We start from the raw sequence: 24,152 nt of genomic DNA, 5'->3' as shown, positions 1-24,152 counted from the left end.
TTAATGCTATATCAAATATAGTGATTTTTGTGCTATAAATAAATACATGGTTTGTTATATTTATGAGCCTTTTTTAACATATTTTCTATAAATAAATACTCCAACTGTTCCAATTAAAATAAATGGCCATATACTTAAGAAAAACACAATTATTCCTTGCAATATGTACCAACCACTTTTTAGTGCATCTATAATTTCGATACCAATATTTGGTTTGTAGGTATTGTTGTCCTTAATGCTTGCAATTACTTCTTGTTTTAAAGATTGGTTTTGATATAGTTGTAAAGTAATAGTGCTAAAATTAATTTGATCTTTTAAAGATAGTTTCTCGATTTTGCTAGAATCATTTTGTTCTTTTTGTTCAGCAAGAGTATTTTCGGCTTGCATAACATCATTTATTTTTTTGCCTTTGTTGTCAATTGCTTTTTCAATTCTTTTATGATTTTCTGCACTTCTGTTCTGTGCCAATTGATTAGCAAGTAATTTTAAAGAGACATCATCAGCTTTAATAACGCGATAATCCAAAAAATCAATTTGTTTGGCAATTGTTTTTATAACTGTATCAAGTCGTGTGTTAGGGATACGAATCGTTATGTTATTTATTACAGAGTATTTTGTAGTTTGTAAAGTGCTGTCTTGACTTATTTTAGTTTGTATTTCATCATGAATTGTACTTTGTAAATTAGTGTAAGTAACAAAGCCTCCAAATTTTACAGTTGCGTTTTCAATTGCATAAGTCGATTTAGCTACATTTTTGACTTTAAATTTTATATCAGCTGTTCGAATAAACTGATGACTACTGTCCTTTTTTTCAACAGCAGCTGACGATGAAATAATATCTGTAGTAGAATTAGACGAATCTGAAAGGGAATCTTCAGCGAGAGAATCTGCTTTTTTACAGGAAAATAATACAGTGATGATTACTAATGTAGTCAAACCGAATTTTGCAATTGTTTTCATAGGTGATTGATATAAGTATTGATTAATAAATAGTTTTTTTGTGATAGTTTTTTTAAAATAGGGTATAAGTAGTTTTCTCTCGATAATCGTTTTAATTTTAGAAATGGGTTATTATGTGGTGTAATAAAAAGCGTGCCAATATTTTTTGAGATTACTTTATCGAAGGAATTTTTTGTCGTAATTTTGAGGCATTAAAAAAAAACAATTTTTGAGAGTTTCAATTTATAAGGATATTCCAAATCCTGCAGTCTTTAAACAGCAGCTTTTAGTTTGGGCACAACAATACCGAGAAGTTGTTTTTATGGATAGTAATTTATATCCACAAGAATATTCAAGCTTCGATTGTTTGCTGGCTGTTGATGCTTTTACGTCAATAAAAACTGATTTCCATAACGCATTCGAAGATTTAAAACAATACCAACAAACAACTAAAGATTGGCTTTTGGTTATCTTACCTATGATTTAAAAAATGATATCGAAGAGTTACAATCTTCTAATTTTGATGGATTAGAATTTCCAGATTTATTTTTCTTTCAGCCTAAAAAAATATTTTTATTGAAAGGAAATCAACTAGAGATTCAATATTTATTAATGTGTGATGATGAGATAGTAGGTGATTATAATGAGATTGTAGAACTTGAATCTCAATCTTATATTACGCTTAGTGAAGTTGAGGTTAAGCAACGAATTTCGAAAGAAGATTACATTTCTAAAGTAAATACAGTTTTAGAGCATATTCATCGTGGAGATATTTATGAAGCTAATTTTTGCATGGAATTTTACGCAGAAGATGCGATTATTAATCCGTTAGAAAAATTTGAGAAGTTAAATGAAATATCGCAAGCGCCATTAACTGTATTTTTTAAAAATCACAAGCAGTTCTTATTATCGGCTTCGCCAGAAAGATATATTCGAAAAATAGGAGATCAGATTATCTCACAACCTATTAAAGGAACTTCAAAGCGTTTTGAGGATACAGTAGCTGATGAGGAATCTAAAAAGCAATTGGAAGCAGATCCAAAAGAACGTGCCGAAAATATTATGATTACCGATTTGGTTCGGAATGATTTATCCCATACAGCTCAAAAAGGGTCAGTGAAAGTGGTTGAATTATGCAAAATTTATTCTTTTTTGCAAGTACATCAAATGATTACTACGATTACTTCAAGATTAGATTCGCAATATTCAGCAATCGATGTTTTAAAAACTACTTTTCCAATGGGAAGCATGACTGGGGCACCAAAGATTTCGGCAATGAATATCATCGAAAGTTTAGAAGAAACCAAACGAGGTTTGTATAGTGGAGCAGTGGGGTATTTTACACCTGATGGAGATTTTGATTTTAATGTCGTTATCCGAAGTATTTTATATAATCAAGAAAAAAAATACATTTCATTTTCGGTTGGTAGTGCCATAACAGCACAATCGGTTCCTGAAAAAGAATATGCTGAGTGTTTACTCAAGGCAAAAGCCATGCAGCAAGTATTACAGTAGTTAATGAAACTATTTTGTATTTTTAACCAGCCGATTTGTAAAAATAAATTCCAATAAAAGACCTAAATTAAGATATGCTTCAGAAATTTAAAAATCATGTTGCTCAAACATTTCCTTTTTTAGAAAAAAAGAAATTACTCCTAGCTACAAGTGGCGGTTTGGATAGTATGGTTATGGTTCATTTATTTACTCAATTAGATTATGATTTTGCGATAGCACATTGTAATTTTCAATTAAGAGGAATAGAGAGTTTTGGAGATCAGGATTTTGTTAGTTCAGCAGCAACTACTTTAAAATGCCCATTTTTTGTTACCCAGTTTGATACAGAAGCTTTCGCTAAAGATTACAAACTTTCAACTCAAGTTGCAGCGAGGGAATTGCGATACAATTGGTTTTATGAACTTTTAGAAAGCAACGGGTATGATTATATTTTAACAGCACATCATGCCGATGATAACCTCGAAACATTTATAATTAATTTAAGCCGAGGAACAGGATTAGAAGGACTGCTTGGAATTCCGGAGCAAAACGATTCGCTTATTCGTCCTCTTTTACCATTTTCAAGAGAAGAGATAAAACAATATGCTGAGGATAATAATATTGAATGGCGCGAGGATAGCAGTAATGCGTCAAATAAATATTTGCGAAATAAAATCCGTCATGATTTAGTTCCGATTTTAAAGGAGATAAATCCTAATTTTTTGATGGCTTTCCAAAAGACGCAAGAATATTTGCAAGAAGCACAAATTATGGTAGAAGATGCCTCGATTATGGTGTATCAACAAGTTGCGAAAGAAATTAATGATGAAATCCATTTTGATTTAACTCAATTAAAGCGATTAACAAATTATAAATCGTATTTATACCAATGGCTTAAGGAATATGAATTTTCGGCTTGGGATGATATTTATGAGTTGGTTGAAAGTCAGTCGGGTAAGCAGGTTTTTTCGCCAGAGTTTCGATTGATAAAAGATAGAACAACATTAATTTTGAGTCCAATTCCTGAAATAAAGGAAGAAGAGTTTTATATAGACAGCAATGACAAAGAAGTTAATTTACCCTTAAAATTAAAACTCTGTAACGTAGGTCACATAACTATAGACTCAAATAAAGCTATATTTGTTGATTCTGAAAAAATCCAGTTCCCTTTGCTTTTACGTAAATGGAAAGAAGGAGATGTTTTTTATCCATTTGGAATGAATGGGAAATCTAAAAAAGTAAGTAAGCTTTTTAAAGATGAAAAATTATCCTTGGTTGAAAAAGAAAATACATGGATACTGTGTTCAGAAAATCAAATTGTTTGGGTTGTAGGAATCAGACAAGATGAACGTTTTAAAATAGAAAATACTACAAACAAGATATTAAAAATAGAATTACAATAATGAAATCAACCTATCTACTATCAAAACAATTTTGGAATAACTCGATCGTATTTTTATTGCTTTTCTTTTTTGCTTTTGCAAAAGGGAATGCACAAATATTAGAACCAGTAAAATGGACTTCTAAAATCGAGAAAAAATCAGGTAATAATTTTGTATTAATTTTTGATGGAGTTATTGAGAAAGATTGGCACATATATTCTCAATTTACTCCAGATGGTGGGCCACTACCATTAGAAATATCTTTTAAAAATCAAAAAGGGAATTATAACTTGGTTGGCAAAGCCAAAGAAGGAAAAACTAGAACAGCATTTAATGATATATTTGGTGTTAATGAAACTTTCTTTGAAGGGAAAGCGCATATAGAACAAGAAATAACAATTATAAATCCTGATATAAAAACAATCGAAGTCGAATTCGACTTTCAGATTTGTAAAGAGGTTTGTATCAATTTAAATAAGAAATTCTCTATTGCTATTCCAGCTTCATTTAAGATGGATGCAACAGCGCCAGTTGTTAAAATTGATGAAATAAAAGCGGAAGAAACTCCAAAAGATGGAGTAATAGTTGATACTACAAAAACTACTGCAGGTACTGTAATTGAAGATACAGCGAAAGATGATGCAGATGTAACGGTAGATAATCAGGAAATGCCTGAGTCGGCTCCACAAAGAAGTTTATGGTCTATTTTCTTTATTGCATTTTTATCTGGTTTTGCAGCATTGCTTACTCCATGTGTGTTTCCTATGATTCCTATGACGGTTAGCTTTTTTACAAAACAAAGTAAAACTAAGGCTACAGGAATAAGAAATGCAATTATTTATGGTATCTCAATTATAGTAATTTACGTTTTACTTGGTTTCTTAGTATCATGGATTTTTGGTGCTGATGCTTTGAATGCCCTTTCTACAGATGTTTGGTTTAATTTAATCTTCTTTGTTATATTAATTATTTTTGCTTCGTCATTTTTAGGAGCTTTCGAAATTATGTTGCCTAATTCATGGGCAAACAAGGTTGATAAACAAGCTGATAGAGGTGGTGTTATCGGTATTTTATTTATGGCTTTGGCTTTGGCTATTGTATCGTTTTCATGCACTGGACCAATTGTAGGTACACTTTTGTTTGAGGCAGCTACAAATGGTATTATTGGACCAATCGTTGGAATGTTTGGTTTCTCATTAGCATTAGCATTACCATTTATGTTATTTGCAATGTTCCCAGGTTGGTTAAATTCATTACCAAAATCAGGTGGTTGGTTAAATACAGTAAAAGTTGTTCTAGGATTCCTTGAATTGGCTTTGGCATTCAAATTTTTATCAAATGCTGATTTAGTTTTACAATTGCACTTACTAGAAAGAGAAGTTTTTATAGCAATTTGGATTGCAATTTTCGCAGCGTTAACATTATATCTATTCGGTAAGATTACATTACCACACGATAGTCCTTTACAGCATATTTCTGTTGGACGTTTGTATTTAGGTTTACTTACACTTGTATTTACCGTGTATTTAATTCCAGGACTTTGGGGAGCACCGCTAAAATTAATTAGCGCTTTCCCACCACCACCACAATATAGCGAAAGCCCATTTGGAGTTGGAGGATCAAATAATTCGAATTTTGGTTCAGATAAAGGGTTACCTGATGGTGCAGAATTAGGCCCACACGGAATTATGGTTTTTCATGACTATGAAGATGGAGTAGCTTTTGCTAAATCTATTAATAAGCCTATTATGCTAGATTTTACAGGTTATGCTTGTGTGAACTGTAGAAAGATGGAAAATAATGTTTGGTCGGATGAAAGAATTCTCCCGATACTAAAAAATGATATTGTTCTTATTTCTTTATATGTTGATGATAAAAGAGAGTTGCCTGCAGATAAGCAATACGTAACTGAATCTGGAGATAAAATTATTACAGTAGGTGATAAATGGACTGATTTTATGATTTCTAAATATAAAACGAACACACAGCCATTGTATATTATGACCGATTTAGAAGGTAATAATCTAAACAAAACGAAACCTACAATTAGTTATGTTGGAGCAGATGAATATTTGAAATGGTTAAAAGAAGGTATTTCAAATTTTAAATAATTAAATAGAAGGTGAAGTTAATTCAAAGAAAAAGCACTCTAATTTATACTTAGAGTGCTTTTTTATTTATGTTAGATTAAGAATGTTTTTCTACAAGAATTCTCCATGTTGAGAGATATCTAATCCTAATTCTTCCTTTTCTTCAGTTACTCTTAGAGGTGTAATTTTGTTTACAATAATGAAAAGAATATAAGATCCTACAAAGGCAAAAACAGATACGATCACCATTGCTATTAGTTGATTTGTGAATAATGTTGAGGTTCCAAAAATAAGCCCTTGATTGTCTCCAACGGCTGGATTAATCGCTTTAGAAGCAAAAACTCCAGTTAATACCATTCCTACCATACCGCCTACACCATGACAAGCAAAGACATCTAGTGCATCATCGATTTTTCCTTTAGGAAATTGGCCAACAACAAGATTGCTCACAATAGCGGCAAATGATCCAATAAAGATTGCGTGAGGAATGCTTACAAAACCTGCAGCAGGAGTGATCGCTACAAGACCTACAACTGCTCCAATACAAGCTCCGAGTGCAGACAATTTATGTCCTAAAATTTTATCAAGAAACACCCAAGCCATTGCAGCGGCAGCAGCTGCAACTGTTGTTGTTCCTAAGGCTTGAACGGCTAAACCATTAGCTCCTAAAGCTGAACCAGCATTAAATCCGAACCATCCGAACCATAATAATGCTGTTCCTAGTAATACATAGGTTATACGGGCAGGATTTACTTTTTGAACTTTTCTTTTTCCTAAAAATATGGCTCCTGCTAATGCTGCCCAACCTGCACTCATGTGTACAACTGTTCCTCCAGCAAAATCAAGTACGCCCATTTTAAAGAAAATACCTTCTGGGTGCCAAGTCATATGTGCCAAAGGAGAGTAAATGACTAATATAAATAACACCATGAATAATAGATAGGCCCAAAAACGAACACGTTCTGCAAATGCTCCTGTTATTAAAGCTGGGGTTATAATGGCGAATTTTGCCTGAAATAATGCAAATAACATAAAAGGGATAGTAGGAGCAAGACCCCACGCGGTATTAGTGCCTACGCCTTGAAAAAACAAATTTGAAGTTGGGTTACCTATAATACCTTTTATTGATGGACCAAATGCCAATCCAAATGCAATAACTACCCATAAAATGGTTACAATTACCATTGCCATAAAACTTTGAAGCATGGTACTAATTACGTTTTTCTTGCCTACCATTCCTCCGTAAAAGAAACCTAATCCTGGAGTCATTAGCAATACAAATGCAGTTGCAACAATCATCCAAGCAGTATCTCCAGTATCAAACTTTACAGCTTCAGCAGGAATAGGGTTGTCAGACAAGATAAAATTAGAGAGAAAGGTTAGTACCAAAATCGTGATAAGAATCACAGTTAAAATAATTTTTCGCATAGTTGGTTAGTTTTAAATTTTGATAAAAGTATAAAATGATTTAATACCCCTATGAAAAATAGCGTCAACTGTTTTATTTTTATTAAATTTTCATTTACACCCCCTTAATTTTGCAGGTAGTGGTTAAAAACTACGTAAAAATTAAATTTCGCAAATGATAGGTTTTGTTTATTCAGTGTTTGTAGTTTATGATTTAATTAAAAATGCACGTTTTTTCATGACGTGATTAGTTATTAATTAAATGTAGAGTATAAGTATTTTAAAAAAAAAGACCTAAATGAATTACTCATTTAGGTCTTTTGGCTCAGCTGTAAATAGTTCAAACTATTATTAATAGCGTTTATTTCTGATTGTATTTTTCTTTGTATTTTTTGTATAATTTAGTTTGATGTGTTTCCAGACTAATCATTCTTCCTTGTATAAAAGCATTAGTAAGTTTGTTGGTTCTCATATCGAGTGCATCACCTTCTGATATAAATAAAGTAGCATCTTTTCCAGTTTCTAGAGTTCCGCAAAGTTCATCTATACTTAATAGTTTAGCGGTATTAGATGTTATTAATTGTAATGCCTGTTCTTTATCTAAACCATAAGCTGCACATGTACCAGCCAAAAATGCTAAGTTTCGAGTATTCATACGCTCATTGTCACCGCTATTTTCTAAGCCAACTAAAATACCTTTATCAGTTAATATTTTAGCCATTTTATAAGGTAAGTTAATGTCTTGATCATCACTTTGTGGCATATCATGAACGCGTTTTAATAGCACACCAATATTATTTTTTTGTAATAAATCAGCAGATTTATAGGCTTCAAAACCACCTACGATAACTACTTTTTTGATTCCATTATCTTGAGTTAATTTTATAGCATCGATGATTTGTTTTTCTTCATTGGCATGAATGAACAAGGTTTGAGTTCCATCAAAAAGCCCTTTCGTTGATTCAAAAATCAAGTTTCTTTCTTTTGGAGCGTCCCCGAAATAGGCTTTAGAATTAATTAAAAAAGCATTGATTTCTTCAATTTGGGGTACATAATCTTTGTTGGCTTCAATAGGGCCTGGCTCAAACCAAGAACCACTTTTTTTAAAGCTAGGAGGGAAATTAAGATGAATCCCGTCATTTTCTTTTAGTATAGCATCTTGCCAGCTCCATGCATCTAATTGTACTATAGATGAGGTTCCAGAAATCCTTCCTCCACGAGGTGTAACTTGAGCTATTAAAATTCCGTTGGGACGGACAGTTTCTATTACTTTAGACTCAGAATTATAGGCAATAATACTTCTCACATTAGGATTAATACTTCCAATTTCTTCATCGTCATTAGATGATTTTACAGCATCGATTTCTACAAGTCCTAAGGTAGAATTTGGAGCAATAAATCCTGGATAAACGTGTTTTCCACTAGCGTCGATTGTAGTATCGTATGCATTAGCAGCAAGTCTGATTGTTTTAGAATCTGCTACTAATGTTATTTTCCCATCTTTAAACCCGATAGCACTATTCTCTATTACAGTTCCGTTGCCTAAATGTGCAGTGGCATTTAGTATTAAAACCGATTTTGTTTGTTTTGGAGCAGGTATTTGTTGTGCTATTATAGTTATTGGCATGCAAAATGCCAATAGTAAAATATATGTCTTTTTACTTATCATAGTTATCTATTTTTCTATTTGTGAATCTTTTGTTTTTATTGTTCTAAAGTATCACAGTGATATTCTTTTTTTTCTTTCTTTTTCGGTTGTTGTGTTACCGCTCCTTTATTTTTTTCTTGAAGCAATTGACCTATTAACTCGCTTCTTTCTTTTGTAATAGCTAGTTCTTGCTCCGTTTCTTTTTGAATATCATAATATACAACACCTTCAATAATTGTTTTTTCAGCTTTAGCATAAATAGATAACGGATTTGTACTCCATAAGACAACATCTGCATCTTTTCCTATTTTTAAACTACCTACTTTATCATCAATATGTAATAATTTTGCAGGATTCAGGGTGACAAATTTCCAAGCTTCTTCTTCAGATATATTGCCATATTTTACTGCTTTGGCTGCTTCCTGATTTAATCTTCTCGACATTTCGGCATCATCAGAGTTGTAGGCCACTACAATTCCTTCATTGTGCATAATTGGTCCATTAAATGGAATAGCATCATTTACTTCAAATTTATACGCCCACCAATCAGAAAAAGTTGAAGCTCCGACTCCGTGTTCTTTCATTTTATCGGCTACTTTATATCCTTCAAGAATATGGGTAAAAGTGTTTACTTTAAAGTTAAATTTTTCAGTAACATTCATTAACATTAAAATCTCCGATTCTATGTAAGAGTGACAAGTAATGAAACGCTCTTTGTTTATGATTTCGGCAATGGTTTGTAATTCTAGATCTACTCTAGGCGCTTTTCCTTTTTTAGAACCAGAATTGTATTTTTTCCAAGAGGCATCATATTCTTTTGCACGTTGGAAATAATCAGTAAAAACTTGTTCAACTCCCATTCTTGTTTGAGGAAAACGTGTAGGATTTGTGATTCCCCAATTAGATTGTTTTACGTTTTCACCCAGTGCAAATTTGATGAACTTAGGTTGGTTTTTGTATAGCATTTCTTCTGCTGGTTGTCCCCATTTCCATTTTACAATTGCTGAACGACCACCAATTGGATTGGCAGATCCATGTAGTAATTGTGAAATTGTAACACCACCAGCTAAATCTCTATAAATATTGATATCTTCTGAATTTACAACATCTTCAATAGTTACTTCTGCTGTTGAGTTGTGTCCCATTTCATTTACACCATTTGATATAGCAATATGTGAGTGTTCATCAATAATACCACTCGTTATATGCTTGCCTTTAGCGTCAACAACTGTTGCTGATCCGTCAGATAAGTTTTTACCTATAGCAGCTATCTTTCCGTTTTTGATTAAAACATCAGTTTCTTCAAGGATTCCTTCTTTTTCATTAGTCCAAACAGTAGCGTTTTTAAATAATATAGTTTGTGCAGTTAATTTTTTTGAATTACCAAAAGCTATGTTTGGGTAAGTAACTGGCATAATTGGATTTAGTTTTTCTGTTTTAGCAGAATCTTTCTCTGTTACAAAAGGAGCCGTTTTTATGGCTGTCCATTGTACTTCATTGCCATTAGGTAAAACTGCTTTTCCAGAAAGTTTTTGAGAGTTTTCTACAAGTCCAGTTAATCGACTATAATCTGCTTTAGTTGAATCTTTAGATCTTATTAATAGAGTAATCCAATTGTTTGCAGTAGAAAATGTACTAGTTATTTTTTTAGCATCGACAGTTGTTATCTCCGATTTTTGAGCAGTAGCTGTGCCATCAATTTTCCATTTGTAAGTAGTTGAGTCGAAAGTTAAATCGTAATTACCACGAATATCTTTTGCATTAGCATCATTTATAACATATTTACTTCCTTGAACCCAGTTTTCATATAAAATGGTTTTCTCATCAAATATCTCCCCTGAAGTAATTACGAAGTTTGCATAACTGCCATTTTTTAAGCTTCCTATTTCGTTGCTTTTTCCTAATATAGTAGCAGGTACAGTTGTTAAGGCTTCTAATGCTTTTGTTTTATCAAAACCGTATTTAATAGCTTTTATTAAATTGGTTCTAAAATCTTCTGTTTTCTTTAATTTGTCAGTTGTCAAGGCAAAAACAATTCCATTGTCTGAAAGAACCTTTAGGTTCGTTGGTGCTTGATTCCAAAAACGCATGTCGGCTAATTCTATTTGATTAGATTGATATGGATTTGAAACATCATATGCTTCTGGGAAGTTTATCGGAATAATAAATTGTGAATTTGTTTTCTTGATTTCTTCAATTCTTTCAAACTCGTTTCCTGATCCTTTTAAGATATAATTTAATCCAAATTCTTTAGCTATTTTGGCAGCTCTTAAGCTGTTTAACTTGTCTTCTGTAGTAAATATTTGTGTCAATTTTTCGTTACTGGCCAAGGCTTCTAATGATAAATCCTTGGTAGGTGAATTTCCTTTTTTATACCAGTCTAGATCCAAATACATTTGACGAAGCAATGCCATCATCCCCATTAAAGAACTTGGATAGGCTTGATTAGTCGTTGCGCTTCTGGTAAAGCCAAAATGGTTTGTTGCTTTATTAGATAGTATTCGAGTGCTATTTTCGGTATTATTTAGTGCTACTAAAACACCAGTTCCACGAGCAACTCCGTCAGGGATATGAGTTCCAACTACTCCAAAACCAGCTTTTAATAATTCTTCAGCTTTAGGTTGGTCATATTTAAAGCTTTCGTATGCATTTACTTCAGAACGAATACTTTCATTCCAGTAATATCCAGCTCTTTTAGTATCGTATAACGGGTTGCGTCCTCCAGAATAACCTTTTGGTTTTTCTACTCCAAAAGAAGTATAAATATCGATAAAAGAAGGGTAAATTGTTTTTCCCTCCAGATTAATCGTGACGCTGTTTTTGGGAATAGCGATATTGTTTCCTGCACCAATTACTTTTCCATCTTGTATAAGTAAAGTACCTTTTTCTATTTTTTGTGTTGGAGTTACATAAATAGTTGCATTAGTAAAAACCGTATAATTATTGTTTTTACTGTGAATACTTTCATTATTTGGAAAATAATCTTGGGCGTGTATTTTTGTTGAAAAAGTACTCAAAAAGAGTAGTAATAAGGCTTTTTTCATAAAGATATAGGTTATTTTTTCATAAAAATAGCAAATATTAATACTTAAGCAACTTTAATGCTTAAAATTTATTTTATTTATTTGAACAAGTTGAAGAAAGGGTGTAATTGACCTTTTTTTTGTTTTAAATGGGTATAAATATTACTATTATTGGTTGATACTATTTTCCTTTTAAGACACTTTCATAGCGATTTTTTAATCCATCAAGATAAGGAGCCTTAATTTCTGTAGCGATGTCTACGGCTTTTTTTAAAGCTGCTATGGCGTTATTCTTCTTTCCGTTTTGTTCGAGCATATCACCATATTTTAAAAAAGCAATTGGCGAGTTGGGATGCAACTCTGAATTGCTCTTTAAGATAGATTCGGCAATAAAAGGCTTTGTTTTTGTATATTGAAAAGTCAAGGCAACGATATCATCCTCTTTGTATAAATCTGACTCTGCTAAATTTTTTACAGCATTAAAAATTTGCTGATCCATTTTAGCCAAATCAGTTTCGTTAATAGGTTTTGTTTGTTGATTAATTGTTGCCTGTAGTTCTAGATAAAGTTTTTTTGATTCAGCAGCCTTTCTATTTCTATAGTCAAAAGCAGTTTTTTGAGCCAACTCTACAGCTTTATCATAAGCCATATCGGGAGTTGTTTTATATTCTGGAATTACACCGACACCTTCCCAGTTTGTCTTGGTTAATGGGTTTATTCCTGTTCCGTTAGGAGCAAACATTTCTAACCGATTGTTAATATCGAAAACCTCCCCAGGATTAGCTCCGCCACCAGTTGTTTCACCAATTATTGTTGCTCTTTTCTGGGTTTGCATATTGTAGCTAAACTCTTCAGCTCCTGAAAAAGTTTTTGGACTAGTAATAATAAACAAGGGAACATCAATCATCTTCTTGCCATTTACCTTTTTTACCCAAAATTCCTCGGTATAATTATCTTTCCTAAAATATAAAGTGTTTAGTAATATAGGATCTTTGAAAAAATAACTGCAAAAATATTGAACAGTTTTTGGGCTCCCACCGCCATTGGATCTTAAATCAATAATAATTGCATCGGCATTTTCTAGCAAGTGCATGTATGAATCAATTGTTTGGTCTGTCTCGTGTATGAAATTATTATATTTAATATATCCGACATTACTATCAATCAGTTTGACTTCTCTAAAACCATTTGCGCGTTTGCGATTGTCGGTATAATTATGCAGATAAATTTCATAAGAATCTTTATCTACCTCTTTTTTCTCATCAACAGGAGGGATAAATTTAGGCCAGATTCCAAGATGCTTGTCATTATTAATAAATCGAACTTCTTTTGTTAATGCTACAGCGAAAGAATCTAATAAATCATATTTCTTGAATTTCCCTTCTTTATAGGCGTTTTTTAAATGGTTCCCAATTAATTTGGCTTTATCAGGAAATATGTAATTTTCTTGTAATAAAGAATCTATTTTTAAAACGGTTTCTTTTTTGAATTTCTCCGTTATTGTTTTCTGTTGACCGCTTACACTTACTGTAATAGCAAAGGATAGGATTAGAAAAAAAATAAACTTATTTTTTGAAGATTTAAGTGGTTTATTCATAATTACTAGGTTTGGTTGATAACGTTTTTTATTTCTGCTTTGATGATTGAAATCCATCAGTCTCGAGATAATAAAAGACGAAGAATTTATACATGCTAATATATAATTTTATTGTAAACCATTTATAAGTAATAAGTTACTCTGTTTTTTTTACAGAATTGAAGTTGTAATAATGAAAATGGCTTTTTTTATGAATGATGAATCAGCGGGAAGTATTGTTTTATCTTGTAATGTAACAAGTTAAATATTTCAAAAGAGAAAGGAAATTTATAATTGCATCTTTTAAATTTGTTTAGCTCGGAATTATTTGCGGAATAAAAGTTGTCAAAAAATTAATAATTATTAGAAATAAAAATGAACATAAACAATAAAATAAAAGCGGTAACAAGATCAAATCCAAGTACCTTATCGGCACCAGTTGGCAATTATTCTCATGTTACGAAGATATCTGGTAATGCAGATATTTATACTTTTTCTGGACAAATAGGTACAAGCAAAGAAGGAGATTTACCTGAGAACTTTAACGAACAAGTCGCTAATACTTTTCAGAATATAAAAGCGGTGCTGGATAGTCAGGAATTAGTTGCAGATGACGTAATTAAAGTAAATATCTGGGCAACTCAAGAAATAGATTGGGATGCTTTTTATGCTGTGTGGAATGCTTTTTTTGGAGAAGTATATCCGTCAATGACTGTTGGATATATTTCGGCATTGGGATTGCCAGAGATTAAATTAGAAATTGAAATCTGGGCAGCAAAATAATTCAATACTCTTATTAAAATAAAAAACGAGATGAATGTCATCTCGTTTTTTATAAACTACTCAATTGTTTTCTCAATATAATCGGAGTTCAAAAGGTATAATGCTCCCATATATTTTATGTTAAATGATATTAAGTCGCCTACGTTATATTCTTTTTTAGATTTAGAGATATCAATTACCAACATATCCGAACTCGCATCGACAATGCTAATTTCGGCATCATCAGATTCTAAGTATTGTGGTTGCATATCGAGTAAACCAATATCTAGAATTGCCCGCAAAGATGTTCCTCCAAAATCCTCGGTATCATTCATAGAAAAAGTATTTCCCGCTACATTTTCTCCTAATTCACCAGTGGGAATGTCTGGTTTTTCGGTTATTTCGATAATCTCCGTATAGAGTTTAAATACATCATTGTGCATGCCTTCAATAGTTTCTCCAGTAAACAAATCTTTTCCGAAGAACAATGCTTCACCAATTCTAAAATGATTTACTTCCATTGGTCTCGCATTCTTTATAATTAAAGGCAATGCAACCGAAGTTCCGCCTGAAACCCACGGAATGCTAATATTAAATTTAGCTTCGATAAGTTGTTTGTATAAACTTAATTGAATTAATTTATCTTGGGTAGGCATAACGCCGCTCAAGCAATTTAGGTTGGTACCAATACCACGAATTTCAATATTCGGAAGACTTAAGACCTGACCATAAAATTCAATTAAATCTTCGCCCATTACACCTTCGCGTAAATCGCCCATCTCTATCATAATAATGATTTTGTGGATTTTATTTTGTTTTTCGGCCTCACGTGAAAGCAGTTGTATAGTATAAATTTCGGTGTTAAAACTAACATCAGCATATTTTACAATGCTTGCAATACTTCGTTTTGCAGGAGGTTTTATGTAAACAGTTTGAATGTTTGGATCTAATGCTTTAATTTTTCTCAGGTTGCTAACTCTCGAATCATGAATTTCGGTAACTCCTAAAGCAATTATTTCTTTCAGGTATATTTTGTTTCCACATAAAAGCTTAGATACAACGCCCCATTTAATATTTTTTGAAATGAAAATGTTGTTGAGAAAAGTATAATTCTCCTCTAATTTTTTACGGTATAATTTGATGAATGCCATTGCGTTCTTTTTCTTTTTTTATTTGAATTAATAATTCAGGTTTATTTATTCAAACGCATTTCAAGGTATTTGTTTGTAAAACCTAGTTTTTCGTATAAAATTTTAGCTGGATTATCGGGTTCTACGTGTAATGCGATATTTCCTTCGGCGGTAGCAATTACTTTTCGCATTAATTTTTTTCCATAACCTTTTCCTCTTTGGGATTTATCAACTGCAATATATACAAGTATGTTCTCAGGAATATAGTCTTTCATTCCTGTATTGTTTAAGACGCAGGCCCCCACGATTTTATTTTCTTCCAGACCAAGTACAATTGTTCCTCCTTTAGCAGGGTTCATTGCATATGCAATAGCCTTAAGTATATCTTCAAGAGTATCTCCATATTGTTCTAGGTGTGTATGAAGAAATTGAGCAATTATTTCACCAGTAAATATTTTATCCTCTCCTTGTTCAGGAGTAATTATCTTGAATTCCATTTTGTTATTCTTTTTCGATTATTTGAGCCCCGTTTTGAAATTTTTTCAAAGGCAAAAGATGCAATATGAATTGCAAATTGATATGGTTTTTTTAGTCAGATTCCAGATAGGTAAAATTATATTTGATAAATGGCAAATATAATTTTTGACTAAAAATGTGATAGATATTTCGCAATTTAAGGAAAAATAACTGTAAAATAGCCTTCAAAATCAGCTTATTTTGTTTTAGACAAATGAATAACAGGCTGATTTTACTGGTTTATTAGAGAGGAAAAAGATTTTGACAAAGGAAGTTGTGAAGTACTTTTATGAGTAATAGTACTAAGTGCCAATTGTTTTTGTTTTAAAAAAGTAGAGAGAAATTCAGGTTTTAAAAAAAGATATTTTTTTTACGAAACTGTAGGTTCAACTTGTAGGTTAAATCCGTATCCAACGTATTCAATTTCTTTTTCATTAAAATATTTTTTGAATATTTTCACTTCTTCGTTTATTGTTTTTATTTGTTCTTCAATCTTATTTTTATCGAAAAGCCAAATTTTGTTGTCATTAGGATTTATCCATTTTATTTGATTTTCCAAATGAATAACTTTAATGGGATGTATCCAACCACTACATTTGGGAAGACCACAGCAACATGAAAAAATAAAATATTCACCATCTGATTCTAAACTTTCTAATAATGCATCAGGATCTATGATATCACTTTCACCATATGGTTTTTTTTCATTAATAGTAATTTCAAGACTTCCACTCAGCCAAATATCAGATTCTGTTTGATTTGCTACAACTATTAGCTCTATGTAAATTATATCGATGGGCTTTTCCATTTTAGATGAATTAAAATTAAAATCGTAGTGTAGCTATTACAAGGAAAAAGGCTTGAATAGTTATCGGTTAAGGTATTATAAAATTGATTGAAGTTGAAATACAATCAGTGTGACTGTTAAATATAATGTTAAATGGAGTAATCTCAAATAGATTTAAAGACTTAGGATTACTGTTTAAAATAGTCAATATTTTTTTAGGGATGTAATATTTCAAAAGAGAAAGGGTATCAATTACGAAAGCTTTTGCTTATTTGTATTTTTTAATTATTTTTAAAAAAAATAAGACCAAACAAACCTTTGCCAATCTACCTAACTGGCAGATGTATACACGAAGTCTTGTTTCGCATATATGCTAGTTATGCGACATTTTACTAAAAATCGTGTGATAATAATAATTAAAAAAATATGAACATACATTTAAAAACTGAAAGATTAAAGATAAAACCAATTTCTATATTAAATATTGAAGATGTTTATAAGTTGCAATCATTAGAAGAAACTGCAAGATTTAATACATCGGGAATGCCAAAAAATAGTAACGAAACAAAAATTACTGTTGAAAATTGGATTCTCGAAAATGATAAAGAAAGCTCTAAACGATTTACGTTTTCAGTTGAATTAATCGATGGAAATGAATTTATCGGTTTGATTGGAATGAATTTAGGGAGAGAACATTATAAAAATGCAGAAGTTTGGTTTCAATATGATTATAAATTTTGGAATAAAGGATACGCAACAGAAAGTTTAAGAAAAATAATAGATTTTGGATTTGAAAACTTGAAACTGCATAGAATTGAAGCTGGTTGTGCAATTGAAAATATTGGTTCAATCAGTGTTCTAGAAAAAGTTGGTATGCTTAGAGAAGCACATACACGAAAATTATTACCTCTAAAATCTGGTTGGTCAGATAATTATGGATATGCAATTCTGTCCACTGATGAAAGAAAATAATGTAAAAAACGTCGCGTAACAGTAAAGGTTTCGTTGCGTGCGAAGCACTAACAATGAAACCTGTGTTGAACGGAACCGTTGAGATTCCGCAATTATGGGATTATCGATAAGTTATTGTTAGGATTTCAAGAGGATTTTGCATCCTCTTTTTCTGTTACCATAATATTTGAATTTTAAGTATATTCGTTATGTACAAAATAACAGTGAGTGCTACCGAAGGTTTAATTCAACAGTTGCTACAACTATTAACTCTATGTAAATTATATCGATGGGCATTTTCATTTTAGATGAATTAAAATTAAAATATTAGTGTAGCTATTACAAGGAAAAAAGCTTGAATAGTTATTGGTTAAGGTATTATAAAATTGATTGATTGAAGTTGAAATACAATCAGTGTGGCTGTCAAATATAATGTAAAATGGAGTAATCTAAAATAGATTTAAAGACTTAGGATTACTGTTTAAAATAGTCAATATTTTTTTTTGAATGTAATATTTCAAAAGAGAAAGGGTATCAATTTTGACACCCTTTGTTCTTGTTTGAATAGTAAAAACTATTATTATATTTTATTATTTAATAACGCATTTTTTGAGTGAAATACCAATTGAAACTTAGATTAATATTGAAGAGGTACTGATTTTGTGCCTTTGTGAGTTGGGAATAATGGTAAGACTTCTTCTGCTAGTTCTTGTATAGTTTCTAAAGCTGGACGTTTGGTAAATTGTATTCCTAGAGCTGCATGATTAACTCCTATTGATTGCCATTCTTCTAGAAGCTGGATTAGTCCTTTTCTTCCTGTTTTAAGTATAAAACCGCCTCGAAGCGGTGTGCGAGGAAAATCAGGGTCATCTACTAAATCAATCCATTCATTTGTTACATGAGGGCGAAATACTCCACGAGGAATTATTTTGGAACGCCAGTTTTCAATCTTTGATTTCAACTGCATCACTCCCTCTGTCGTAGCTGTTGGCGTAGGGTAACTTAACCAACCATCGGCATGTTCTCCAATCCAATCCATCGATTGTTTGCTAGATCCGGTAACCAATAATGGAATCATATCGTTTACAGGTTTAGGTAGTAATTGAGAATTTTGTTTGATTAGTCCAAGAGTAGATTGTATAGCCTGATTTTGTTTGGATGATATTAGAGAGCGAAACATAGAAACAGTTTCTCTAAAACGTTCGCCACTGATATTAATATCAATACCATAAGCAGGGTATTCTACAGGTCGATCACCAGATGCAACGCCAAGTACTAAACGCCCTCCTGATAATTGATCAATTGTTGTAGCGGCTTTTGCTAAGTCGACAGGATGTCTTAAAGGAAAAACCAAACTTCCTGTTGCTAATGTGATTTGTTTCGTTTTAGCAGCAAGATAAGCCAAATAGCTAAAGGTGTCAAAAACTTGGCCTGCATCACCAAAACTAGGATCAAATAAAGGAACGTCACGAGTCCATACAGCTGCAAAATTATGTTGATCTATTAGGGAAACTAAATCAGATTGCCCTTCTAATGCATTCATATTTCCTTCATAAAATCGCAGGGGAAGGAAAATACCAATAGTCAATTTATTTTCAGCAAACATGCGACTGTATCCAATGTGATTACTAAAATCTCTATTTAATTCTTCTTTCATAATGTAGATAATTTTTGTTTTTAATGGTATAATATTTAGACATAAGCTAGTAGGAAAATAGGCGAAGTAATTGCTTTATCTTTATTAGTCTTTTGTGAGCAAATGGTTTACTAAAACTGATTTATGTTTTTGGTCAGTTAATCAATCACAAAATAATTTACTTGCAGTGTCTTTATTTATAAAAAGACAAAATTATACATTAAAAACAGGTAGATATCCGTACATATCTGCATTAATTAGGTATATTTATGACATGAAAAAGAAAAATATTCATGCCCCTTATGAAATTCTTATTGAAAAAGTTGACGAATGTCCTTTGAGAGATGTTGTATTCAATTATTTTCAAATGGTTTATGTGGTTTCTGGAAATGGAAGGCAATGGGTTGATACTCATGTAACATCATACTCAGCGGGAGATATGTTTTTGCTTACACCAAATAACAAACACTCTTTTGATGTGGATACGACTACAGAATTCTTATTAATAAAATTCAATAACTTTTATATTCACGATAAAAAAATAGGTTTAGACAATATACAAAGGCTTGAATTCATTCTCAATAATGCGGAATTAAAAACAGGTTGTGTGCTTAATAACGAATCGGATAGGGAAGTAGTTAATACCATTACTGGAATAATGATGAATGAGATTGCGAATGATACTATTTATGGTAAAGATTTAATTCAACAATTAATGAACACACTAATTGTTCTTGTTGCTCGAAATATGGTTGTAGACCTACCAAAAGGAATCAAAGAAACTACAGATAATAAAATCACAAAAATATTGCAATACATTCAAACTAATATCTATAACCCCGATCAATTAAGAATAACCCTGATTAGTGAAAAATTTAATTTTTCAGAAACTTACTTAAGTCGTTATTTCAAAAAGCATACAGATGAAACACTTCAGCAGTATATCACAAATTATCGAATGCAATTAATTGAAAAAAGATTATTACATAGTGATATGCGTATTGGCGAGATTGCTTTTGAATTGGGATTTTCAGACGAAACACATTTAAGTAAATTTTTCAAAAAGTCTAAAACTATGAATCCATCCCTTTTTAGAAAAAAAGGAAAAATGAAATAATTAAGATGGATTTATATTTTTTGATTTCATGATATATCTCAGAATAGCGTAAAGTCGGTATCGTGCTAAAATTGGTAATGTTTGTTTTGAGATTGTGTTTGTCAGAATGTTTTAATATATTGTTTAGTTGTTCTTTTAATTAATTGAAAAGATATTTGATAATGAATACTATAACTATACGCAGTGCTAGTCATAATGATATGGATAAGCTTCTCTCTTTTGAACAAGAATTAATTAATGCTGAAAGGTCATTTGATCCAACATTAAACAAGTCAGGTGTCAAGTATTATGATATTGATAAAATGATGAGTTCACCAGATATTGAACTACTTGTTGCAGAATTAGATGGTGAAGTTATTGGTTCAGGTTATGCAAGGATAGACGATGCAAAACCCTATTTTAAATACGCACAATATGGTTACTTAGGATTTATGTATGTTGATCCTAAATTCCGTGGCAGAGGTATCGTACATAAAATAATTGAAAAACTTACTGAATGGACTACTTCAAAAGAAATCACTGAACTTCGCTTAGAAGTATATCAAACAAATGAATCTGCAATAAAAGCATATGAAAAATTAGGTTTTATAAATCATTACATTCAGATGAGAAAGGAAGTATAACTATTTAAGCTGGATTTAAGAGTCACTTTGGTCGCTAAAAAGATTGTAAGTTTTAAAACGTACTTATTTGTAATATTTAATTTACAAATAAGTACGTTTTTAATTTAAATTTAAATACTTTTACTTTTATAAATAAAAGGATCTATGTTAGTTAAAGTATACGGAAGTGCAGTTTTTGGAGTAGAAGCCACAACTATTACTGTTGAGGTAAATATGGATCCGGGTATTGGGTATCATTTAGTAGGTTTACCAGATAGTGCAATCAAAGAAAGCTGTTTCAGAATTGCAGCAGCGCTAAAAAATAACGGGTACAAAATGCCTGGCAAAAAAATAACTATAAATATGGCGCCAGCCGATTTGCGAAAAGAAGGTTCCGCTTATGATCTAACTTTGGCAATTGGCATTTTAGTGGCTTCAGATCAAATAAAAGCACCCGAACTAGATGAGTATGTCATTATGGGAGAACTTTCGCTTGATGGAAGCTTACAGCCCATTCGAGGCGCTTTGCCAATTGCTATAAAAGCTAAAGAAGAAGGGTATAAGGGATTTTTTCTGCCAAAGCAAAATGTAAAAGAAGCTGCAATTGTAGCTGGTTTAGATGTGTATGGAGTCGAGAATGTACAGGAAGTAATAGACTTTTTAGAAGGAAAAGGAACTCTGGAAACTACAGTTATAGATACAAGGGCAGAGTTTTATAAAACGTTAGATTTTCCCGAATTCGATTTCTCGGATGTAAGAGGACAGGAAAGCATCAAACGCTGTATGGAAATTGCTGCAGCTGGTGGACATAATATAATTTTGGTTGGACCTCCTGGAGCAGGAAAAACAATGCTAGCCAAACGATTACCAAGTATTTTGCCACCAATGACATTAAAAGAAGCATTAGAAACGACTAAAATTCATAGTGTTGCAGGAAAACTAAAAGAAGTAGGCTTAATGAATCAAAGGCCTTTTCGTTCACCGCATCACACTATTTCGAATGTTGCATTAGTAGGAGGAGGGAGTTATCCGCAACCAGGAGAAATTTCGATGGCGCATAATGGAGTTTTATTCTTAGATGAATTACCGGAGTTTAAAAGAGAAGTTCTCGAAGTAATGCGACAACCTCTAGAAGATCGTGAAGTAACAATCTCGAGAGCAAAGTTTACCGTTACCTATCCGTCCTCTTTTATGCTAGTAGCAAGTATGAATCCAAGTCCAAGTGGATTTTTTAATGACCCCGATGCACCACAAAAATCTTCTCCACACGAGATGCAACGGTATCTAAGCAAGATTTCTGGACCATTATTAGACCGAATTGATATTCATATAGAAGTTACACCAGTTCCTTTTGAAAAATTAGCGGATGATAATAAAGCCGAAAGTAGTGTGCATATTCGAGAACGTGTTACGGCTGGGCGCGAAATTCAAGCTAAAAGATTTGAAACATTCGAGAATATAAATTACAACGCTCAAATGAACACGAAGCAAATCAGGGAGTTTTGTGCACTCGATGAACAATCAAAATTATTATTAAAAACAGCAATGGAACGACTTAATCTTTCGGCCAGAGCCTATGACAGAATTTTGAAAGTAGCCAGAACTATCGCCGACTTAGAAGCGGCTCCCAATATTATTTCTTCTCATATCGCCGAAGCAATTCAGTATAGAAGTTTAGACCGAGATGGTTGGTTGGGATAAAAAAGAGCAACTTGTTAGAGTTGCTCTTTTAAATATATTGAGTAAAAGGAGTAATTATGCAACTACTTCTTTAGGTTCTTTAACCTCTTTACGCTCTAATAAAGCCATGTAAAAACCATCAAAACCAGACTCAGAAGCCAATATTTTGTGATCTTTTACAAAAGTAAACTGTTTACCAATTTCTGTTTTTAAGAATTTCTCTACCTGTTCTTGATTTTCAGAAGGTAAAATAGAACACGTAGCATAAACTAATTTACCACCTGGTTTTACAATCTTAGAGTAACTTTCTAAAACTTCAGCTTGAACTTTACGAATGTTATCGATAAATTCAGGCTTCAATTTCCATTTAGCATCAGGGTTTCTTTTTAAAACACCTAAACCACTACATGGAGCATCGATTAAAACTCTATCCGCTTTTTCATGTAATTTCTTAATGACCTTCGTAGAGTCAATAATACGGTATTCGATATTAAAAGCACCATTACGTTTTGCTCTAAGCTTTAATTGCTTCAATTTACTTTCGTATAAATCCATAGCAATTAACTGCCCTTTGTTTTCCATCAAAGAAGCAATATGCAAAGTTTTTCCACCAGCACCAGCACATGTGTCAACAACGCGCATTCCTGGTTTTACATCTAGAAAAGCGGCTACACGTTGTGAGTTAGCATCCTGAACCTCAAAGAAACCTTGTTTAAAAGCATCAGTTAAGAATACATTGGCTCTTTCTTTAAGAACTAAAGCATCTGGTTGCTCTTTTAAAAATTCAGTTTCAATATTTAAGTCCATTAAGATAGCTCTTAATTTCTCTTTAGTAGTTTTTAGAGTATTTACTCTAAGTATAACTTTAGCAGGTTGGTTTTGAGCAGCAATTTCTGTAGCCCAAAGTTTCTCGCCTAATTCTTTAACTCCTAATTCATCCATCCAATCAGGGATAGATTCTTTAATAGCTCTAATTTTAGAAAGTTCGTCAAAACGACCTTTTATTTTTCTTTCAGGAACACCTTCCAGTTGGCGCCAATCAGGAATTGGATATCCTCTTAACACAGCCCATACCGAAAATATTCTCCAAAGGTTGTCTCTGTCAAAAGGTTCTTTAACTTCAGCAATCTCACTGTATAATCTTTTCCAACGAACTATTTCGTATATCGTTTCTGCGACAAATTTCCTGTCAGAACTTCCCCAACGCTTGTCTTTTTTTAATGCTCTTGCAACCACTTTATCTGCATATTCGCCTTCATTGAATATAGCATTTAAAGAATCGATGGTCGTATAAACTAAATTTCTATGTAATCTCATTTTAAATAATTGAGCTGCAAAGGTACTATTAATTGGTTGAAAGTTAAATTTTTAATTTTGAATGTTCATTTTATATTTTTGAACCAAAAAAAAAC

At 32.1% G+C, this 24,152-nt stretch carries 17 protein-coding genes and 1 pseudogene; 8 read left to right on the top strand and 10 right to left on the bottom strand.

Annotated elements, in window-relative coordinates; translation table 11 throughout:
• Positions 1–60: 60 nt before the first annotated feature.
• A complete protein-coding gene (locus EAG11_RS11485; RefSeq protein WP_129539305.1) occupies positions 61–960 on the bottom strand; it encodes a DUF4349 domain-containing protein in 900 nt (299 codons plus the stop codon).
• A 208-nt stretch (positions 961–1,168) separates the two neighbouring features.
• Here EAG11_RS11485 and EAG11_RS11480 point away from each other — a divergent pair.
• The 3 genes and pseudogenes from EAG11_RS11480 to EAG11_RS11470 all read left to right on the top strand — a co-directional run bounded on the left by EAG11_RS11480 (position 1,169) and on the right by EAG11_RS11470 (position 5,926).
• A pseudogene (locus EAG11_RS11480) lies at positions 1,169–2,454 on the top strand (anthranilate synthase component I family protein).
• Between the two features lie 74 nt (positions 2,455–2,528).
• Complete coding sequence (tilS, locus tag EAG11_RS11475; protein ID WP_129539304.1) at positions 2,529–3,836, top strand: tRNA lysidine(34) synthetase TilS; 1,308 nt, start codon at positions 2,529–2,531, stop codon at positions 3,834–3,836.
• The gene (locus EAG11_RS11470) at positions 3,836–5,926 is read left to right on the top strand and encodes a thioredoxin family protein (protein WP_129539303.1); all 2,091 of its coding nucleotides are present in this window, start codon (positions 3,836–3,838) and stop codon (positions 5,924–5,926) included. The genes tilS and EAG11_RS11470 overlap by 1 nt, the downstream gene beginning before the upstream one ends.
• A 90-nt stretch (positions 5,927–6,016) precedes the next feature.
• Here EAG11_RS11470 and EAG11_RS11465 read toward each other — a convergent pair whose 3' ends face one another.
• The 4 genes from EAG11_RS11465 to EAG11_RS11450 form a co-directional block, all read right to left on the bottom strand.
• Complete coding sequence (locus tag EAG11_RS11465; protein WP_129539302.1) at positions 6,017–7,333, bottom strand: ammonium transporter; 1,317 nt, start codon at positions 7,331–7,333, stop codon at positions 6,017–6,019.
• Positions 7,334–7,673: 340 nt separating this feature from the next.
• On the bottom strand, positions 7,674–8,981 hold the full coding sequence (locus tag EAG11_RS11460; RefSeq protein WP_129539301.1) for an amidohydrolase family protein: 1,308 nt from the start codon (positions 8,979–8,981) through the stop codon (positions 7,674–7,676).
• A 35-nt stretch (positions 8,982–9,016) separates the two neighbouring features.
• Positions 9,017–12,004, bottom strand: coding sequence for an amidohydrolase family protein (locus EAG11_RS11455; RefSeq protein ID WP_129539300.1), 2,988 nt, complete (start codon positions 12,002–12,004; stop codon positions 9,017–9,019).
• A gap of 160 nt (positions 12,005–12,164) precedes the next feature.
• Positions 12,165–13,580, bottom strand: a complete 1,416-nt coding sequence (locus EAG11_RS11450; protein WP_164998699.1) for a S41 family peptidase — start codon at positions 13,578–13,580, stop codon at positions 12,165–12,167.
• Positions 13,581–13,934: 354 nt separating this feature from the next.
• Here EAG11_RS11450 and EAG11_RS11445 point away from each other — a divergent pair, with 354 nt between their 5' ends.
• Positions 13,935–14,342 carry a RidA family protein gene (locus EAG11_RS11445; RefSeq protein ID WP_129539298.1) on the top strand — a complete coding sequence of 136 codons (408 nt, stop codon included), beginning with the start codon at positions 13,935–13,937 and terminating at the stop codon, positions 14,340–14,342.
• Positions 14,343–14,398: 56 nt separating this feature from the next.
• On the opposite strand, the gene EAG11_RS11440 is transcribed toward EAG11_RS11445, so the two are convergent.
• The 3 genes from EAG11_RS11440 to EAG11_RS11430 all read right to left on the bottom strand — a co-directional run bounded on the left by EAG11_RS11440 (position 14,399) and on the right by EAG11_RS11430 (position 16,775).
• Complete coding sequence (locus EAG11_RS11440) at positions 14,399–15,472, bottom strand: alanine/ornithine racemase family PLP-dependent enzyme (protein ID WP_129539297.1); 1,074 nt, start codon at positions 15,470–15,472, stop codon at positions 14,399–14,401.
• A gap of 41 nt (positions 15,473–15,513) precedes the next feature.
• Positions 15,514–15,948 carry a GNAT family N-acetyltransferase gene (locus EAG11_RS11435; RefSeq protein ID WP_129539296.1) on the bottom strand — a complete coding sequence of 145 codons (435 nt, stop codon included), beginning with the start codon at positions 15,946–15,948 and terminating at the stop codon, positions 15,514–15,516.
• Positions 15,949–16,337: 389 nt separating this feature from the next.
• Complete coding sequence (locus EAG11_RS11430) at positions 16,338–16,775, bottom strand: hypothetical protein (RefSeq protein WP_129539295.1); 438 nt, start codon at positions 16,773–16,775, stop codon at positions 16,338–16,340.
• 405 nt (positions 16,776–17,180) lie between these two features.
• On the opposite strand from EAG11_RS11430, the gene EAG11_RS11425 reads away from it, so the two are divergent.
• Positions 17,181–17,726, top strand: coding sequence for a GNAT family N-acetyltransferase (locus tag EAG11_RS11425; RefSeq protein ID WP_129539294.1), 546 nt, complete (start codon positions 17,181–17,183; stop codon positions 17,724–17,726).
• A gap of 616 nt (positions 17,727–18,342) precedes the next feature.
• On the opposite strand, the gene EAG11_RS11420 is transcribed toward EAG11_RS11425, so the two are convergent.
• Positions 18,343–19,362, bottom strand: a complete 1,020-nt coding sequence (locus EAG11_RS11420; protein WP_207209593.1) for an LLM class oxidoreductase — start codon at positions 19,360–19,362, stop codon at positions 18,343–18,345.
• Between the two features lie 253 nt (positions 19,363–19,615).
• Between EAG11_RS11420 and EAG11_RS11415 the strand changes: the two genes are divergently transcribed.
• The 3 genes from EAG11_RS11415 to EAG11_RS11405 all read left to right on the top strand — a co-directional run bounded on the left by EAG11_RS11415 (position 19,616) and on the right by EAG11_RS11405 (position 22,761).
• Positions 19,616–20,458, top strand: coding sequence for an AraC family transcriptional regulator (locus EAG11_RS11415; RefSeq protein WP_129539293.1), 843 nt, complete (start codon positions 19,616–19,618; stop codon positions 20,456–20,458).
• Between the two features lie 161 nt (positions 20,459–20,619).
• A complete protein-coding gene (locus tag EAG11_RS11410; protein ID WP_129539292.1) occupies positions 20,620–21,081 on the top strand; it encodes a GNAT family N-acetyltransferase in 462 nt (153 codons plus the stop codon).
• Between the two features lie 144 nt (positions 21,082–21,225).
• A complete protein-coding gene (locus tag EAG11_RS11405) occupies positions 21,226–22,761 on the top strand; it encodes a YifB family Mg chelatase-like AAA ATPase (RefSeq protein ID WP_129539291.1) in 1,536 nt (511 codons plus the stop codon).
• 54 nt (positions 22,762–22,815) lie between these two features.
• Here the strand turns inward: EAG11_RS11405 and EAG11_RS11400 are convergent, their stop codons facing one another.
• Complete coding sequence (locus tag EAG11_RS11400) at positions 22,816–24,057, bottom strand: RsmB/NOP family class I SAM-dependent RNA methyltransferase (RefSeq protein WP_129539290.1); 1,242 nt, start codon at positions 24,055–24,057, stop codon at positions 22,816–22,818.
• Positions 24,058–24,152 lie beyond the last annotated feature (95 nt).

The sequence above is a fragment of the Flavobacterium sp. 140616W15 genome (assembly GCF_003668995.1).
Lineage (GTDB): Bacteria > Bacteroidota > Bacteroidia > Flavobacteriales > Flavobacteriaceae > Flavobacterium.
This window is presented reverse-complemented; position numbering and strand designations above follow the sequence as displayed.

Excerpts from the sequence above, each read along its gene's own strand:
- EAG11_RS11415 (WP_129539293.1), top strand. The coding sequence starts at position 19,616 with ATGAAAAAGAAAAATATTCATGCCCCTTATGAAATTCTTATTGAAAAA.
- EAG11_RS11410 (WP_129539292.1), top strand. The coding sequence starts at position 20,620 with ATGAATACTATAACTATACGCAGTGCTAGTCATAATGATATGGATAAG.
- EAG11_RS11445 (WP_129539298.1), top strand. The coding sequence starts at position 13,935 with ATGAACATAAACAATAAAATAAAAGCGGTAACAAGATCAAATCCAAGT.
- EAG11_RS11400 (WP_129539290.1), bottom strand. The coding sequence starts at position 24,057 with ATGAGATTACATAGAAATTTAGTTTATACGACCATCGATTCTTTAAAT.
- EAG11_RS11440 (WP_129539297.1), bottom strand. The coding sequence starts at position 15,472 with ATGGCATTCATCAAATTATACCGTAAAAAATTAGAGGAGAATTATACT.
- EAG11_RS11420 (WP_207209593.1), bottom strand. The coding sequence starts at position 19,362 with ATGAAAGAAGAATTAAATAGAGATTTTAGTAATCACATTGGATACAGT.
- EAG11_RS11455 (WP_129539300.1), bottom strand. The coding sequence starts at position 12,004 with ATGAAAAAAGCCTTATTACTACTCTTTTTGAGTACTTTTTCAACAAAA.
- EAG11_RS11485 (WP_129539305.1), bottom strand. The coding sequence starts at position 960 with ATGAAAACAATTGCAAAATTCGGTTTGACTACATTAGTAATCATCACT.
- EAG11_RS11450 (WP_164998699.1), bottom strand. The coding sequence starts at position 13,580 with ATGAATAAACCACTTAAATCTTCAAAAAATAAGTTTATTTTTTTTCTA.
- EAG11_RS11470 (WP_129539303.1), top strand. The coding sequence starts at position 3,836 with ATGAAATCAACCTATCTACTATCAAAACAATTTTGGAATAACTCGATC.
- EAG11_RS11435 (WP_129539296.1), bottom strand. The coding sequence starts at position 15,948 with ATGGAATTCAAGATAATTACTCCTGAACAAGGAGAGGATAAAATATTT.
- EAG11_RS11460 (WP_129539301.1), bottom strand. The coding sequence starts at position 8,981 with ATGATAAGTAAAAAGACATATATTTTACTATTGGCATTTTGCATGCCA.
- EAG11_RS11430 (WP_129539295.1), bottom strand. The coding sequence starts at position 16,775 with ATGGAAAAGCCCATCGATATAATTTACATAGAGCTAATAGTTGTAGCA.
- EAG11_RS11465 (WP_129539302.1), bottom strand. The coding sequence starts at position 7,333 with ATGCGAAAAATTATTTTAACTGTGATTCTTATCACGATTTTGGTACTA.
- EAG11_RS11425 (WP_129539294.1), top strand. The coding sequence starts at position 17,181 with ATGAACATACATTTAAAAACTGAAAGATTAAAGATAAAACCAATTTCT.
- tilS (WP_129539304.1), top strand. The coding sequence starts at position 2,529 with ATGCTTCAGAAATTTAAAAATCATGTTGCTCAAACATTTCCTTTTTTA.
- EAG11_RS11405 (WP_129539291.1), top strand. The coding sequence starts at position 21,226 with ATGTTAGTTAAAGTATACGGAAGTGCAGTTTTTGGAGTAGAAGCCACA.